This is a genomic window from Streptomyces sp. AM25, from assembly GCF_058146165.1.
Genome location: NZ_JBKIWN010000002.1, coordinates 293,041 through 309,121, shown reverse-complemented (window position 1 = coordinate 309,121; position 16,081 = coordinate 293,041). Strand labels below are relative to the sequence as shown.

At 74.3% G+C, this 16,081-nt stretch carries 2 protein-coding genes; both read right to left on the bottom strand.

The annotated features are described in order from the left end of the window. Window positions 1-5: 5 nt before the first annotated feature. Entirely contained in the window at window positions 6-5,438 is a 5,433-nt protein-coding gene (locus ACLHRZ_RS03470) for an SDR family NAD(P)-dependent oxidoreductase (RefSeq protein WP_490416712.1), read from the bottom strand. A gap of 41 nt (window positions 5,439-5,479) precedes the next feature. After that, window positions 5,480-16,018 (bottom strand): SDR family NAD(P)-dependent oxidoreductase, encoded by a 10,539-nt coding sequence (locus ACLHRZ_RS03465; RefSeq protein WP_490416711.1) that lies wholly within the window; start codon window positions 16,016-16,018, stop codon window positions 5,480-5,482. Between the last annotated feature and the right edge of the window lie 63 nt (window positions 16,019-16,081).

The window sequence follows — 16,081 nt, the reverse complement described above, 5'->3', positions numbered from 1 at the left end:
AGGGGTTAGAGAGACCCGAGCTCTTGGTCGATGAGGTCGAACATCTCGTCGTCGGTGGCGGCGTCGAACCGGTCGAGGTCGATGTCGGGGCCGGCGTCCGCGGCGGTCGCCGCGGTGTCCTGGTGGGAGTCGGTCCACTTCCAGAGCAGCGCCTTCAGCCGGGCGGTGACCTTGTCCCGGTCCCCGCCGTCCAGGGCGGCCGCGGCGAGCTGTTCCTCCAGCCGGTCCAGTTCGTCGAGGACCGGCAGGGTCTCGGCGGCCAGGTCGAGGACCAGTTCCTTGTGCAGCAGCCGGGCGATGGCGACCGGGTTGGGGTGGTCGAAGACCAGGGTGGGCTTGAGCCGCAGTCCGGTCGCCGCGTTGAGCCGGTTGCGCAGTTCGACGCTGGTGAGGGAGTCGAAGCCGATGTTCCGGAAGGCGGTGGTCGGTTCGACCGTGGCCGTGCCGGCGAGCCCCAGGGCGGCGGCCGCCTGGTTGCGCACCAGGTCCAGCAGCACCTTCTCCTGGTCGGCCTCCGGCATTCCGGCCAGCCGGCGGGCCAGGGCGGGGGTGCGGCCGGCGGCCGCGGCCTCCTCGGTGGCGCCGCCGGTGTCCGGTACGAGGCCGCGGAAGACCGCGGGCATCATGCCGGTGCGGGCCATCGAGCGCAGCCCCGGGAAGTCCAGCCGGACGGGCACGATCACCGGCTCGTCCAGGGTGAGGGCGAGGTCGAACAGGGCCAGTCCCTCGGCGGAGGTGAACGGGACCACGCCGGCCCGGCCCATGCGGTTGCGGTCGACCTCGGTGATCCGGTCGCCCATGCCGCCGTTGTCCGTCCACAGGCCCCACGCCAGCGAGGTGCCGGGCAGGCCCTCGGCGCGGCGCTGCCGTGCCAGGCCGTCCAGGAAGGCGTTGCCGGCCGCGTAGTTGGCCGCGCCGGCGCTGCCGAGGACTCCGGCCAGGGAGGAGAAGAGGACGAACGCGGAGAGGTCCAGGTCCTTGGTCAGCTCGTGCAGGTTGAGTGCTCCGTCGACCTTGGGCCGCAGCACGGTGTCCAGGCGCTCCGGGGTCAGCGCGGTGATCACGCCGTCGTCCAGGGCCCCGGCCGCGTGCACGACGGCGACGAGCGGGTGTGCGGCGGGGATCGAGGCCAGGAGCGCCGCGGCGGCGTCCCGGTCCGCGACGTCGCAGGCGGCCACGTCGACGTGTGCGCCCAGTCCGGTCAGTTCGGTGCGGATCTCGTCGATGCCCTCGGCGGCCGGGCCGCGGCGGCTGACCAGCAGCAGCCTCCGTGCGCCGCGTTCGGCGACGAGGTGCCGGGCGAGCGAGAGTCCGAGGCCGCCGGAGGCGCCGGTGAGCAGCACCGTGCCCTGCGGGTCCCACGTGTGCCCGGGGGTCTCCTCGGGGAGGGTGATCCGGTCGAGGCGCGGTACGAACACGGTGCCGCCGCGCACTGCCGCCTGCGGTTCGTCCAGGGCGGCGAGCACGGCGAGGGCGGGGCCCGCCGTGCCGTCCGTGTCCGTGTCGACGAGCAGCAGCCGGTCCGGGTGTTCGGCCTGGGCCGACTTCACCAGGCCGGTCAGCGCGACGTGCGCGAGGTCCGGGGCCCGGCCGTCCAGGGCGACGGCTCCGCGGGTCACCACGACGAGCTTCGCATCGGTGAACCGCTCGTCGTCGACCCATTCCTGGACGACCGCGAGGACGCCGGTCAGCACCTTCCGTGTGGCGGCGGCGGCATCTCCCTCGCTCACGGCGCAGGGCAGGAGCACGTAGGGGGGCAGTGCCGACCCGCCGTCCACCGCCTGGCGGAGCGCGTCGATGCCGGGGTAGGGGCCGTCGGCGCCGAGGACCACCGATACGGGCTCGGCGGACGAGGCAGCGGGGGCGGTGTGTTCGACCCAGTCGACCTCGAACATCCAGTCCTGGTTCAGCGCGCGGGCCGCCAGGACCTGCTGCGGCGACACCGGCCGCGTCCGCACACCCGCCATGGAGGCGACCGGGGCACCGTCGGTGTCGGCCAGTTCGACCGTCACCGCGTCACCGTCGGCGGGGCGCACCCGGATGCGCACGGTCGCGGCTCCCGGGGCGTGCACGGAGACGCCGCTCCAGGCGTAGGGCATGAGCACCTTGCCGGGTTCGCCGGCGCCGGCCGAGGTCAGGGCCTCCAGGACGGCGTCCAGCAGGACGGGGTGCAGACCGTAGCGGTCCGCCCGTTCGCGCTCCGTGCCCGACAGCACGGCCTCGGCGTACAGCTCGTCCCCGGCGCGCCAGGCGGCCTGCAGGACCGGGTGGTCCGCGACGTCCATCGGCTCGGCCTGCGCCGGCGGCCAGATCATCATGTCGAAGCCGGCTGCCGGAACGTGTCCGGTGAGCTCTCCGGTGACGTGGCAGACCCACGGCTCGTCACCGCTGCCGGCGGCCCGGCTGTAGATCCGCACCGACCGTCGGCCGGCGTCCTGGCCCGCGCCGATCTGCACCTGGATGCGGACCGCGCCCTGGTGCGCCAGCACCAGCGGGGCCTCCACGTCCAGCTGTTCCAGGTGCGGGAACCCGGCCTGCCGGCCCGCGCAGAGGGCGAGCTCGACGAATGCGGCGACGGGAAGCACCGGCACTCCGCCGACCGTGTTCTCCACGGTCCAGGGCAGGCCGGCCGGGGACAGCTGACCGGTGAACAGCACCTCCTGTCCCCCGGCGGTCTCGACCACGGCGCCGAGCAGCGGGTGGCCGGAGGAGTCGAGGCCCGCCGAGGACACGTCGAGCGCGGCCGTGCCTTCGAGCCAGAAGCGCTCGCGCTGGAACGCGTAGGTGGGCAGGGCGACCTTCCCCGCACCGGGGAAGAGTGCCTGCCAGTCCGGGGAGAGGCCGTGCACGTGCAGCTGCGCGACAGCGGTGACGATCGCCTGCGGCTCGGGGCGGCCGGCGCGCAGCAGGGGGACGGTGAGGGCGTCGTCGACGCAGCCCTGTGCCAGGGCGCTCAGGACGCCGCCGGGGCCGATCTCGACGAAGGTGGTCACGCCCAGGTCGTGCAGGGTCTGCACGCCGTCGGCGAAACGGACCGCCTCGCGGACGTGTCCGACCCAGTACTCGGCGGTGTACGGCTCCGCCAGCTCGCCGGTGAGGTTCGAAACGACCGGGATCTGCGGCTCGTTGAACGTCAGGTTACGGACGATCGCGGCGAAGTCGTCCAGCATCGGGTCCATCAGCGGCGAGTGGAACGCGTGGCTGACCTTGAGCCGGGACGTCTTACGACCCTGTTCGGCGAAGATCTCCGCAATCGCCAAGGCATCGCCCTCGGCACCCGAAAGCACCACGGACTGCGGCCCGTTGACCGCCGCAATGCCGACCTCGTCCGTCAGGTGCGGCAGCACCTCGTCCTCGGTCGCCTGCACGGCCACCATCGCACCGCCGACGGGCAGCGCCTGCATCAGCGCGGCACGCGCCGACACCAGCTTCGCCGCATCGGTCAGCGACAGCACACCCGCCACATGGGCAGCAGCGATCTCGCCCACCGAGTGACCGGCCACGTAATCAGGCCTGATCCCCCACGACTCCAGCAGCCGGAACAACGCCACCTCGACCGCGAACAGCGCAGGCTGCGTGCACCCGGTCTCGTTCAGCGTCTCCGCGTCCACGTCCACCGGCGCGGGCAGGTGAGCGCACACCCGGTCGTACGCCTCCGCGAACACGGGGAACGCCGCGTACAGCTCCCGGCCCATGCCCAGCCGCTGCGAACCCTGCCCCGAGAACAGGAAGCCGACCTTGCCGCCGGCCGGGCGCCCCTGCACCACGTTCGCCGCCGGCTCGCCCGCCGCGAGGGCGGCGAGCCCCTGCCGGAGCTCGGCCGCGGTCTCGCCGACGACCGCGGCCCGGCGCTCCAGCGCCGCTCGCGTCGTGGCCAGCGAGTGCGCGACGTCCGTCAACGGCACGTCGCCGTCCACGGAGGACAGCAGCCGCTCCGCCTGGGCCTGCAGCGCCGTCTCGCTCTTCGCCGACAGCACCCACGGCACCACGGGCGTCGCCGCCCGCAACGGCTCGTCGGCCGGGGCCTCTTCGGCCTCGCCCTCGACGGGCTCCTCCACCGCCTCCTCGATCACGATGTGCGCGTTGGTGCCGCTGATGCCGAACGAGGAGATGCCGGCCCGGCGCAGGCGTTCCGAGGCGGGCCACGGGGTCGCCTCGGTCAGCAGGCCGACCGCGCCGGCGGACCAGTCGACCTGCGGGGTCGGCTCGTCGACGTGCAGCGTCTGCGGCAGCACGCTGTACTGCATCGCCATGACCATCTTGATGACACCGGCCACACCGGCGGCGGCCTGCGTGTGTCCGATGTTGGACTTCAACGAGCCCACCAGCAAAGGCTGTTCCGCGGGGCGTTCCTGGCCGTAGGTGGCGATGAGGGCCTGTGCCTCGATCGGGTCGCCCAGGTTCGTGCCGGTGCCGTGCGCCTCGACCGCGTCCACGTCGGCCGGCGACAGCCCCGCCGACGACAGGGCCTCCAGGATCACACGCTGCTGCGACGGGCCGTTCGGGGCCGTCAGGCCGTTGGACGCACCGTCCTGGTTGACGGCGCTGCCGCGGACGACCGCGAGCACCTCGTGGCCCAGCCGGCGGGCGTCCCGCAGGCGCTCCACCAGCAGCAGGCCGACGCCCTCGGACCAGGACGCGCCGTCGGCGGCCGCCGCGAAGGACTTGCAGCGGCCGTCGGGGGCGAGGCCCCGCTGGCGGCTGAACTCCACGAAGGCGCTCGGGCCCGCCATGACCGTCACGCCGCCGGCGAGCGCCATCGAGCACTCGCCGTTGCGCAGCGACTGGACGGCCAGGTGCAGCGCCACCAGCGACGACGAGCACGCCGTGTCGATCGTGACCGCCGGACCCTCGAAGCCGAGGGTGTAGGCGATGCGCCCGGAGGCGACACTGCCGGAGTTGCCCGTGCTGAGCAGCCCTTCGACGCCGTCCGGGAGGACGCCCGGCGTGAAGCCGTAGTCGTGGTACATCAGGCCGGCGAAGACGCCGGTGCGGCTGCCCTTGAGCGAGGCGGGGTCGATGCCCGCCCGCTCGAAGGCCTCCCAGGAGGCCTCCAGCAGCAGGCGCTGCTGCGGGTCCATCGCCAGGGCCTCGCGCGGCGAGATGCCGAAGAAGGCCGCGTCGAAGTCCGCCGCGTCGTGCAGGAATCCGCCCTGCCGGGTGTAGACCTTGCCGGGCTGCTCGGGGTCGGGGTCGTAGAGCGAGTCGACGTCCCAGCCGCGGTCCTCGGGGAACGCGGAGATCGCGTCGCCGCCCTCGGCCAGCATCTGCCACAGCTCCTCGGGGGAGTTCACGCCGCCGGGGAACCGGCAGCTCATCCCCACGATGGCGATGGGCTCCCGGTCCCGGGTCTCCAGCTCCCGCACGCGCCGCCGGGCCTGGCGCAGGTCGGTGGTGGCCCGCTTGAGGTAGTCCCGGAGCTTGTCTTCGTTCATCATGGTGTGCCCGCCCCTTTTGGCCTGCTAGTGGCCTGCGCAGTTCAGGAGATGCCGAGTTCGTCGTCGAGCAGCTCGTACAGCTCCTCGTCGCTCGCCGAGCTGAGGTCGTCTTCGTCCTCGGCATCGGTGGCGCGTCCCGGGTCGGCCGGCTCGTCCCCGTTCCAGCGGGCGAGCAGCGCCTGGAGACGCATGTTGATCTTGGTGCGGGTGACGTTGTCCGCCTCGGCGGTGTCGAGGGCGGCGGCGAGGCGGTCGATCTCGTCGAACACCGACACCGTGCCGCCCGTACCGCCGGGGAGGTCCTTCAGCACCCGCTGGGCGAGGACCTCGGGCGTCGGGTAGTCGAAGACCAGCGTCGCCGGAAGCCGCAGCCCCGTGGCCCTGTTCAGCCGGTTGCGCAGCTCCACGGCGGTCAGGGAGTCGAAGCCCAGGTCGCCGAAAGCCTGGTCGGGCTGTACGGACTTGGCCGAGCTGTGGCCGAGCACGGTGGCGACCTCGGACCGGATGAGGTCCAGCACCGCCTCCGCGCGCTCGCTCTCGGGCAGGTCCGCGATCCGCTGTGCCAGCGGCACGGAGGAGGCCCGTTCCGTGCGCCGCGGCCGGCCGCCGACCAGCGACCTGAGCAGCGGCGGCACCGGGGCGGCCGCGTTCCGCAGCGCGGCGGTGTCCAGCCGTGCCGCCACCACCATCGGCTGCTCCAACGCCAGGGCGGCGTCCAGCAGTTCGAGACCGTCCTCGTCGGACAGCGGCAGCACGCCGCCGCGGGCGAGCCGGGCCCGGTCGGTTCCGTCGAGGTCCTCGGTCATGGTGCCGGTCCGCTGCCACAGGCCCCAGGGCAGGGACACCGCGGGCAGTCCCTGCGCCCGGCGGCGCCTGGCGAAGGCGTCGAGGAAGGCGTTGGCCGCGGCGTAGTTCGCCTGGCCGGGGGTGCCGAGCGTGCCGGCGAGCGAGGAGAAGACCACGAACGCCGAGAGGTCGTCCGTCAGTTCGTGCAGGTTCTGCACGGCGTCGGCCTTCGGGCGCAGCACGGCGTCCAGCCGCTCGGGGGTGAGCGAACCGATCACGCCGTCGTCGAGGACACCGGCCGTGTGCACCACGGCGGTCACCGGCACGCCGGCCAGTGCCGCGGCCAGCGCGTCCCGGTCGGCCGCGTCACAGGCGGCCCACGTCACCTCGGCGCCCGCGGCGGCCAGTTCGGCCTGCAGTTCCGCCGCGCCCTCGGCGTCCGCGCCGCGCCGGCTCATCAGGAGCAGGCTGCGCACGCCGTGTGCGGTGACCAGGTGCCGGGCGAGCAGTCCGCCCAGGGCGCCGGAGGCGCCGGTCAGCAGGACCGTGCCGGTCCCGAAGTCCGGTGCGCCCTGCGGGGTTTCGGCGGTGGCCCGGGCGAGCCGGGGCAGCAGCAGCGTGTCATCGCGCAGTGCCGCCTGGGGCTCCTCGGAGGCGAGGAGCCGGGGCACGGCGGTCGTCACGAGCTCGTCCCAGCCGGTGGCCTCTTCGGCATCGAGCAGGACGATCCGGTCCGGGTTCTCCGACTGCGCCGACCGCACCAGGCCCCATACGGCCGCCTGTACCGGGTCGTCGCCGGGGTCGACCGCGCCCCGGGTCACCAGCACCAGGCGTGCGGGACGGTCCTCGGCCAGCCACCACTGCACCAGGCCGAGCACCTCGGCGAGGACCGCGCGGACCCGCTCGGCGTCCGTGCCCGCCGGTCCGGCCGGGCACGGCACGACGACGGCGTCCGCGTCCGTCTCCGGGGCGGAGACGAGGGAGGCGATGTCGTCGTAGGCCCGGACGGCCGGGCCGGTGGCCTCGGACGGCGCGGCGAGCGGCGTCCACTCCACGGTGAACAGCGCGTCGCGGGCGCCGGTACGGAGCTGGTCCGCCGACACCGGGCGCAGCGTCAGCGACTCCACCGACACGACGGGCCGGCCCGCGCCGTCGGTGGCCGTCAGCCGCACCGCGTCCCCGCCGGCCGAGGACAGCCGCACCCGCAGGGCGGCGGTTCCGGTGGCGTGCACGGCGACGCGGGACCAGGCGAAGGGCAGCAGCGGACCGTCGGCCGCCGGTACGAGGCCGCCCGCGCCGAGCGCGTGCAGGGCGGAGTCCAGCAGGGCCGGGTGCACACCGAACGCGCCGGCGTCCGCGCCCGCTTCCTCGGGGACGGCGAGTTCCGCGTAGACCGCGTCGCTGCCGCGCCAGACGGCGCGCAGGCCCTGGAACAGCGGTCCGTAGCTGAGGCCGAGGTCGGCCAGGCGGTCGTAGAAGCCGTCCAGGTCGACCTGTTCCGCGCCGGCCGGGGGCCAGGTGTGCGGCTCGGCGTCGCCGTGGGCCGCGCCCGTGGCGAGGGTGCCGGTGGCGTTGCGGACCCACGTGCCGTCCTCGCCGCGCGAGTGCACGCTCAGCGGGCGGCGGCCCGCCTCGTCCGGGGCGCCCACCAGGACCTGGATCGCGACGCCGCCGCGCTCGGGCAGCAGCAGCGGTGCCTGCAGGGTCAGTTCCTCCACCAGGTCGCAGCCGGTCTCGGCCGCGGCGTGGGCGGCCAGTTCGACGAAGCCCGTCCCCGGCAGCAGCACGGTGCCCAGCACCGCGTGGTCGGCCAGCCAGGGCTGGGTCTGCAGCGACAGCAGGCCGGTCAGCAAGTGACCACCGGCGTCGGGCAGTTCGACCGCCGCACCCAGGAACGGGTGGTCGGCGGAGTCCAGTCCGGCCGCGCGCACGTCACCGGCCGCCGCCACCGCGTCGAGCCAGTAGCGCTCGTGCTGGAAGGCGTACGTCGGCAGGTCGACGCTGCGCGCCCCCGGCACGACCGCGTTCCAGTCGACGCGCGCGCCGTGCACGTGGGCCTGGGCCAGCGACAGCAGCAGCCGGTGCCGGCCGCCGTCGCCGCGGCGCAGCGTGGGGACGACCACGGCCTCGGCCTCAGCGGCCTCGATGGCGTCCTGGATGCCGGCCAGCTGCACGGGGTGCGGGCTGATCTCGACGAACACGTCGTGCCCGTCGGCCAGGACGGACCGCACCGCGTCGTGGAACCGCACGGTCTGCCGCATGTTGCGGTACCAGTAGCCGGAGCCGAGCTCGCCCGCATCCAGCTTCAGGCCCGTCACCGTGGAGTAGAACGGCACGGCGTCCGTGCGGGGCGCGATGTCGGCGAAGCCCTCCCTGGCCGCCGTCTCGACCTGCTCGATCTGCGGCGAGTGGGCCGCGTAGTCGACGGCGACCTTGCGCGACTGGATGCCGTGCTCCTCACAGTGCGCGAGCAGTTCGTCCAGGGCGTCGAGGTCGCCGGAGACCACCACGGTTCCCGGCCCGTTCACGGCGCCGATGCCGAGCCGGCCGGGCCACCGGCCGATCAGTTCCTCCGCCTCCGCCTCGGGGAGCGTCACCGAGGCCATGCCGCCGCGGCCCTGGAGCCCGATGACGGACAGGCTGCGGTGCGCCGCGATGCGTGCGCCGTCCTCCAGGGAGATCGCTCCGGCGACGACCGCGGCGGAGACCTCGCCCTGCGAGTGTCCGACGACGGCGGCGGGGGCGACCCCGAAGGAGCGCCACACCTCGGCCAGGGCGACCGTCATCGCCCACAGCACGGGCTGCAGCACGTCGACCCGGTCCTGTTCCACGGCGGACTCGCCGCGCAGCACCTCGGTGAGCGACCAGTCGACGTGCGGCGCGAGGGCGCGCTCGCAGTCGGCGATCCGCTCGCGGAAGACCTGTGAGGTCTCCAGCAGTTCGGCGGCCATGCCCGCCCACTGCGACCCCTGGCCGGGGAAGACGAAGACGACCTTGCCACCGGTCCGTGCGGCGCCGGTCACCACGTGGGACGGCGTGGAGCCGTCCGCGACGGCGGCCAGTCCGGTGCGGACGTCCTCGGGGGTGTCCGCGACGACCACGGCACGGTGGTCGAAGGCCGCTCTGGTCGTGGCGAGCGAGTACGCCATGTCGGCCGCGGGGACGGCACGGCCGGCGTCCGTCAGGAAGGACGCGAGGCGGGCAGCCTGCGCCCGCAGGGCGGCTTCGGTCCGGCCGGAGAGCACCCACGGCTGGGCCGCGTCCGCGCCCGGCGCGGACGGCAGTTCGGCCGGCGCGGGGGCCTGCTCGATGATCGTGTGGGCGTTGGTGCCGCTGACGCCGAAGGAGGAGATACCCGCCCGGCGGGGACGGTCCGCCTCCGGCCAGTCGACGGCCTCGGTCAGCAGCCGGACGTCACCGGCCGTCCAGTCCACGTGCGGGGTCGGCTCGTCCACGTGCAGCGTCTGCGGCAGCACGCCGTTCCGCATGGCCATCACCATCTTGATCACACCGGCCACGCCCGCGGCGGCCTGCGTGTGACCGATGTTGGACTTCAACGAGCCCAGCCACAGGGGCTGTTCCCCGGTGCGGCCCTGGCCGTAGGTGGCGAGCAGCGCCTGCGCCTCGATGGGGTCGCCCAGCTTCGTGCCCGTGCCGTGCGCCTCGACCACGTCCACGTCGGTGGACGCGAGCCCGGCGGATGCGAGGGCCTCCCGGATGACCCGCTGCTGCGAGGGGCCGTTCGGAGCGGTCAGACCGTTCGACGCACCGTCCTGGTTGACGGCGGACCCGCGCACCACGGCCAGCACCCGGTGCCCGTTGCGCTGCGCGTCGCTGAGGCGCTCCACCAGCAGCATGCCGACGCCCTCGCCCCAGCCGGTGCCGTCCGCGCCGGCCGCGAAGGCCTTGCAGCGTCCGTCGGCGGACAGACCGCGCTGGCGGCTGAACTCCACGAACACCGTGGGGCTGGCCATCACCGTCACACCACCGGCAAGCGCCATCGTGCACTCACCGTTGCGCAGCGACTGAACGGCCAGGTGCAGCGCCACCAGCGACGACGAGCACGCCGTGTCGATCGTGACCGCCGGACCCTCCAGACCGAAGGTGTAGGAGACGCGGCCCGAGGCGACGCTGCCCGAACCTCCGGTGGTGAGCAGACCCTCGACGCCCTCGGGGAGTTCGCGCGGGCCCTGGCCGTAGTCGTGGTACATCAGGCCGGTGAAGACACCGGTCCTGCTGCCGCGCAGCGTGGCCGGGTCGATCCCGGCCCGCTCGAAGGTCTCCCAGGACGCCTCCAGCAGCAGCCGCTGCTGCGGGTCCATCGCCAGCGCCTCGCGCGGGCTGATGCCGAAGAAGGCGGCGTCGAACTCGGCGGCCTCGTGCAGGAATCCGCCGTCGCGCGCGTAGGTCTTGCCCAGGCGCTCGGGGTCCGGGTCGTAGAGCGAGTCGATGTCCCAGCCGCGGTTGTCCGGGAAGCGGGAGATGCCGTCCCGGCCCTCCGCGACCAGCCGCCACAGGTCCTCGGGGGACCGCACCCCGCCGGGGAGGCGGCAGCTCATGCCGACGATGGCGATCGGCTCGTCGACGGTGACCGCGGACCGCCGCGTGGCCGCGGCCGTGTCCGCCGGGGCCTCGCCGAGGAGTTCGGTGCCGATGTGCCGGGCGAGGGCGGCGGGCGTCGGGTGGTCGAAGACCAGGGTCGCGGGGAGCCGCAGGCCGGTCGCGGTGGAGAGCCGGTTGCGCAGCTCCACGGCGGTCAGCGAGTCGAAGCCCAGGTCCTGGAAGGCGTGCGCGGGGCGGATCGCCTTGGGCGAGGAGTGCCCCAGCACGGCGGCGACCTCGGAGCGGACCAGGTCCAGGACGGCCTCGTCGCGCTCGTCCTGCGCCAGCCCGGCGAGGCGGGCGGCCAGTGATCCGGTGGCGGCGGGCTGGACGGTGCCGCGCGTGGTGCCGCGGACGAGTCCGCGCAGCAGCGCCGGCAGGGTTCCGGCCGCCCGGTTCCGCAGTGCGGCGGTGTCGAGGCGGACGGGTACGAGCACGGCCTCCTCGGAGGCGAGCGCGGAGTCGAAGAGCCGCAGCCCGTCCTCGGTGGAGAGCGGCAGCACCCCGGAGCGTGCCATGCGGGACCGGCCCGCTTCGTCGAGGGCGTCGGCCATGGCGCCCTCCTGCTCCCACAGTCCCCACGCCAGCGAGACGGTGGGCACGCCTTGGGCGCGGCGGTGCCGGGCGAAGGCGTCGAGGAAGGAGTTGGCGGCGGCGTAGTTGCCCTGGCCGGGGTTGCCGAAGACGCCCGCGGCGGAGGAGAAGAGCACGAACGGCTTGTCGCCGCCGGTCAGTTCGTCCAGGTTGAGCACGGCGTCGGCCTTGGGCCTGAGCACGGCGTCCAGGCGCTCGGGCGTCAGCGCGGCGAGCACGCCGTCGTCCAGCACGCCGGCGGTGTGCACGACGGAGTCGACCGGCGTCCCGGCCAGCACCCGGGCGAGTGCGTCGCGGTCGGCCACGTCGCAGGCGGCCCAGGTCACCTCGGCGCCGCACGCGGCGAGTTCGGTCTCCAGCTCCGCTGCGCCCGGTGCGCCGGCACCGCGGCGGCTGACCAGCAGCAGCCTGCGCACGCCGCGTTCGGTCACCAGGTGCCGGGCGAGGGTGCCGCCCAGCGCACCGGAGGCGCCGGTCAGCAGTACGGTGCCGAGTTCGGGAGCCACGGCGTCCGGGGCGGCCGCGCGGGCCAGGCGCGGGACGCGGAACTCCCCGTCACGGAGGACGACATGGGGCTCGCCGGAGTGCACGACGCCGGGCACGAGCGCCGGGACGTCCGCCGGGCTGCCGTCGGTCTCGATCAGCACGATCCGGCCGGGGTTCTCCGCCTGGGCCGACCGCACCAGTCCGGCCGCGGCGGCGTGGGCGAGGTCGTCGCAGCGCGCCACGAGCACCAGGCGCGAGCCCCGCTCCACGGCGGCCCACCACTGGAGCAGTTGCAGCATGCCTGCGGTGACCGCGCGGACCCGCTCGGCCTCGGAGGCCCCCTCAGGGCCTTCGGGGAAGGGGACCACGACGGCGTCCGACTGCGTGCTGTCGGCGAGCGAAGCAAGGTCCTGGACGTACTCGACGCTCACCCCGTCCGCGTCGGACGGCAGGGTCAGCGGCGTCCACTCCACCGAGTACATCGCGTCGTCGGAGCGCTTGCGCAGCTGCTCCGCCGACACGGCGCGCAGCGTCAGCGACTCGACGGAGGCGACCGGCTCACCGGCGCCGTCGGCGATGAGCAGCGACACCGTGTCCGTGCCGGCGCGCGACAGCTTCACGCGCACGGTCGAGGCGCCCGTGGCGCGCACGGTCACGCCGGACCAGGCGAACGGCAGCAGCGGCCCGTCCGTCGCGGCCACCAGGGTGCCGCCCGCTCCGATCGCGTGCAGGGCCGCGTCCAGCAGCGCCGGGTGCAGGAGGAAGGAGCCGACGTCCATGCCGTCGGGGAGGGCGACCTCGGCACAGACGTCCTCGCCCGCGCGCCATGCGCGCTGCAGGCCGCGGAACGCGGGGCCGTAGGCCAGGCCGAGGCCGGCCAGCCGCTCGTAGAAGCCGTCGAGGTCGACCGCTTCGGAGCCGGCGGGCGGCCAGGCCGTGAGCGGCTGGCCGGCCGGGGCGCCGGTGCCGTCGGCGACGAAGCCGGTGGCGTGCCGCACCCACGGCAGGTCCGTGCCGTCCTCGGGGCGCGAGTGCACGGTCAGCGGCCGGCGGCCGGAGCCGTCGTCCGCGCCGACCCACACCTGGACCGCGATGCCGCCGCGCTCGGGCACCACCAGGGGTGCTTCGAGGGTGAGGTCCTCCAGCAGTTCGCAGCCGGCCTCGTCGGCCGCGCGCACGGCCAGTTCGACGAAGGCGGTGCCCGGCAGCAGCACGCTCCCGAGGACCGCGTGGTCGGCCAGCCACGGGTGCGTGCGCAGCGACAGCCGCCCGGTCAGCAGCCGCTCGTCGCCGCCGGCCAGAGCGACGGCGGCGCCCAGCAGCGGGTGGTCGGCGGAGCCGAGGCCGGCGGCGCGGACGTCGCCGGGCTGGGCAGCGGAGGCGTCGAGCCAGTAGCGCTCGTACTGGAAGGCGTAGGTGGGGAGTTCCACGCGTGCCGCCGCGGGGAAGAACGCGGTCCAGTCCGGCGAGACGCCGTGCGCGTGGAGTTCGGAGACCGCGGCGACGAGTGCCGCGCGCTCGGGGCGGTCGGCGCGCAGGGCGGGGACGGTGAGCACTGCGGCGTCGTCCAGGCAGCCCTGGGCCAGCGCGCTCAGCACGCCGCCGGGGCCGATCTCGACGAAGTGCGTCACGCCGTGCTCGTGCAGGGTCCGCACGCCGTCGGCGAAGCGCACGGCCTCGCGGACGTGGCGGACCCAGTAGTCGGCGGTGTACGCGTCGGCGAACCGGCCCGTGACGTTGGAGACGACCGGGGTCTTGGGCTTCTCGAAGGTCAGCCCGCGGACGACCTGGGCGAACTCGTCGAGCATGGGGTCCATGAGCGGCGAGTGGAACGCGTGGCTGACCTTCAGCCGGGACGTCTTACGCCCCTGCTCCTTGAACGCCTCCGCGATCGCCAGCGCCGTGTCCTCGGCACCCGAAATGACCACGGAACGGGGGCCGTTGATGGCAGCGATGCTCACCTGGTCGGTGAGGTGCGGCAGCACCTCGTCCTCGGTGGCCTGCACGGCGATCATCGCGCCACCGGCGGGCAGCGCCTGCATCAGCGCGGCACGCGCCGACACCAGCTTCGCCGCATCAGCCAGCGACAGCACACCCGCCACATGAGCCGCAGCAATCTCACCCACGGAGTGACCGGCCACATAGTCCGGCCGCACACCCCACGACTCCAGCAGCCGGAACAGGGCCACCTCGACGGCGAAGAGGGCGGGCTGGGTCATGCCCGTGCGGTGCAGCTCCTCCGAGTCGACGTCCAGCGTCACCCCGAGCTGCGCACAGACCTCGTCGTACGCCGCCGCGAACACCGGGTACGCCGCGTACAACTCCCGCCCCATGCCCAGGCGCTGCGAACCCTGGCCCGAGAAGAGGAAGCCGATACGGCCCGCGGTCTCGGCGTGGCCTCGTGCCACGCCCGGGGCCGGGGAGCCGGCGGCCACTGCGCGCAGGCCCTCGGTGAGTTCGTCCAGGGTCTCGCCCTGCACCACCGCGCGGTGCTCCAGGACGGTGCGCGTCGTGGCGAGCGAGAACGCGACGTCGGTCAGCGGGGCTTCGGGGTCCAGGCCGGAGAGCAGGCGCTCGGCCTGGGCGGCGAGTGCCGCCTCGGTCTTGCCGGACAGCACCCACGGCACGGGCCCGCCCGCGGCCGGCAGTGCGACCTCGACGGCGGCGGCCGCGGGCTCCTCGGCGCCCTCCTCCGGGGTCTCCGCGTCCTCGTCGGGCGCAATGGCCGACGGGGCTTCCTCGATGATCGTGTGTGCGTTGGTGCCGCTGATGCCGAAGGAGGAGATGCCGGCCCGGCGGGGCTCGTCCGAGGACGGCCAGGGCACGGGCTCGGTCAGCAGGCGCACCTCGCCGGCCGACCAGTCGACGTGCGGGGACGGCGCGTCGACGTGCAGGGTGGGCGGCAGTTCGGCATGGCGCATGGCCATGACCATCTTGATGATGCCGGCGACGCCGGCGGCGGCCTGCGTGTGGCCGATGTTGGACTTGATCGAGCCGAGCCACAGCGGCTTGTCGCCGGAGCGGCTCTGACCGTAGGTGGCCAGCAGCGCCTGGGCCTCGATCGGGTCACCCAACCGGGTGCCGGTGCCGTGCGCCTCCACCGCGTCGACCTGTGCGGTGGTCAGCTGTGCGGCGGCCAGTGCCTGCCGGATCACGCGCTGCTGGGAAGGGCCGTTGGGGGCGGTGAGGCCGTTGGACGCGCCGTCCTGGTTGACGGCGGACCCGCGCACGACGGCGAGCACCTCGTGACCGTTGCGGCGGGCGTCCGAGAGCCGCTCGACGAGCAGCAGGCCGACGCCCTCGCCCCAGCCGGTGCCGTCCGCGCCGGCCGCGAACGCCTTGCAGCGGCCGTCGGGCGCCAGTCCGCGCTGGCGGCTGAAGCCGACAAAGGTGGCGGGGCCGACCATGGCCGTGACACCGCCCGCGACGGCGAGCGAGCACTCGCCGTTGCGCAGGGCCTGGACGGCCAGGTGCAGGGCGACGAGCGAGGACGAGCACGCGGTGTCCACGGTGACAGCCGGGCCTTCGAGGCCGAAGGTGTAGGCCACGCGGCCGGAGGCGACGCTGCCCGAGGTGCCCGTGCCGAGGTAACCCTCCAGGTCCTCCGGGGAGTTCTGCAGGGCGGCGAGGAACTCGTGGTTCATCACGCCGGCGAAGACGCCGGTCCTGCTGCCCGCCAGCGAGGCGGCGTCGATGCCGGCCCGCTCGAAGAGCTCCCAGGACGTCTCCAGCAGCAGCCGCTGCTGGGGGTCCATGGCGAGCGCCTCACGGGGCGAGATCCCGAAGAGACCGGGGTCGAACCGCGCCAGGTCCTGCAGGAACGCACCCTCGCGGGCGTAGCTGGTCCCCCGGTTCTCCGGGTCCGGGTGGTAGAGCGCGTCCAGGTCCCAGCCGCGGTCGGCGGGGAACTCCGAGACGGCGTCCCGGCCGGTGGAGACCAGCTCCCACAGGTCCTCGGGCGAGCGGACGCCGCCCGGGTAGCGGCAGCTCATGCCGACGATGGCCACCGGCTCCCCGGCGGCGTCCTCGTAGTCGCGAAGACGCCGCCGGGTCTCCTGGAGATCTGCGGTGACTCGCTTCAGGAAAAAGCGGAGTTTGTCCTCGTTCGTCACCGAAATCGTCCCCTACCCCTGTGCAGATTCCACTTGGAAACTTGGAAATCGGCAAGGGATATC

Bases quoted from the DNA above. Each gene is read 5' to 3' on its own strand.
- ACLHRZ_RS03470 (WP_490416712.1), bottom strand. From the start codon at position 5,438: ATGATGAACGAAGACAAGCTCCGGGACTACCTCAAGCGGGCCACCACC.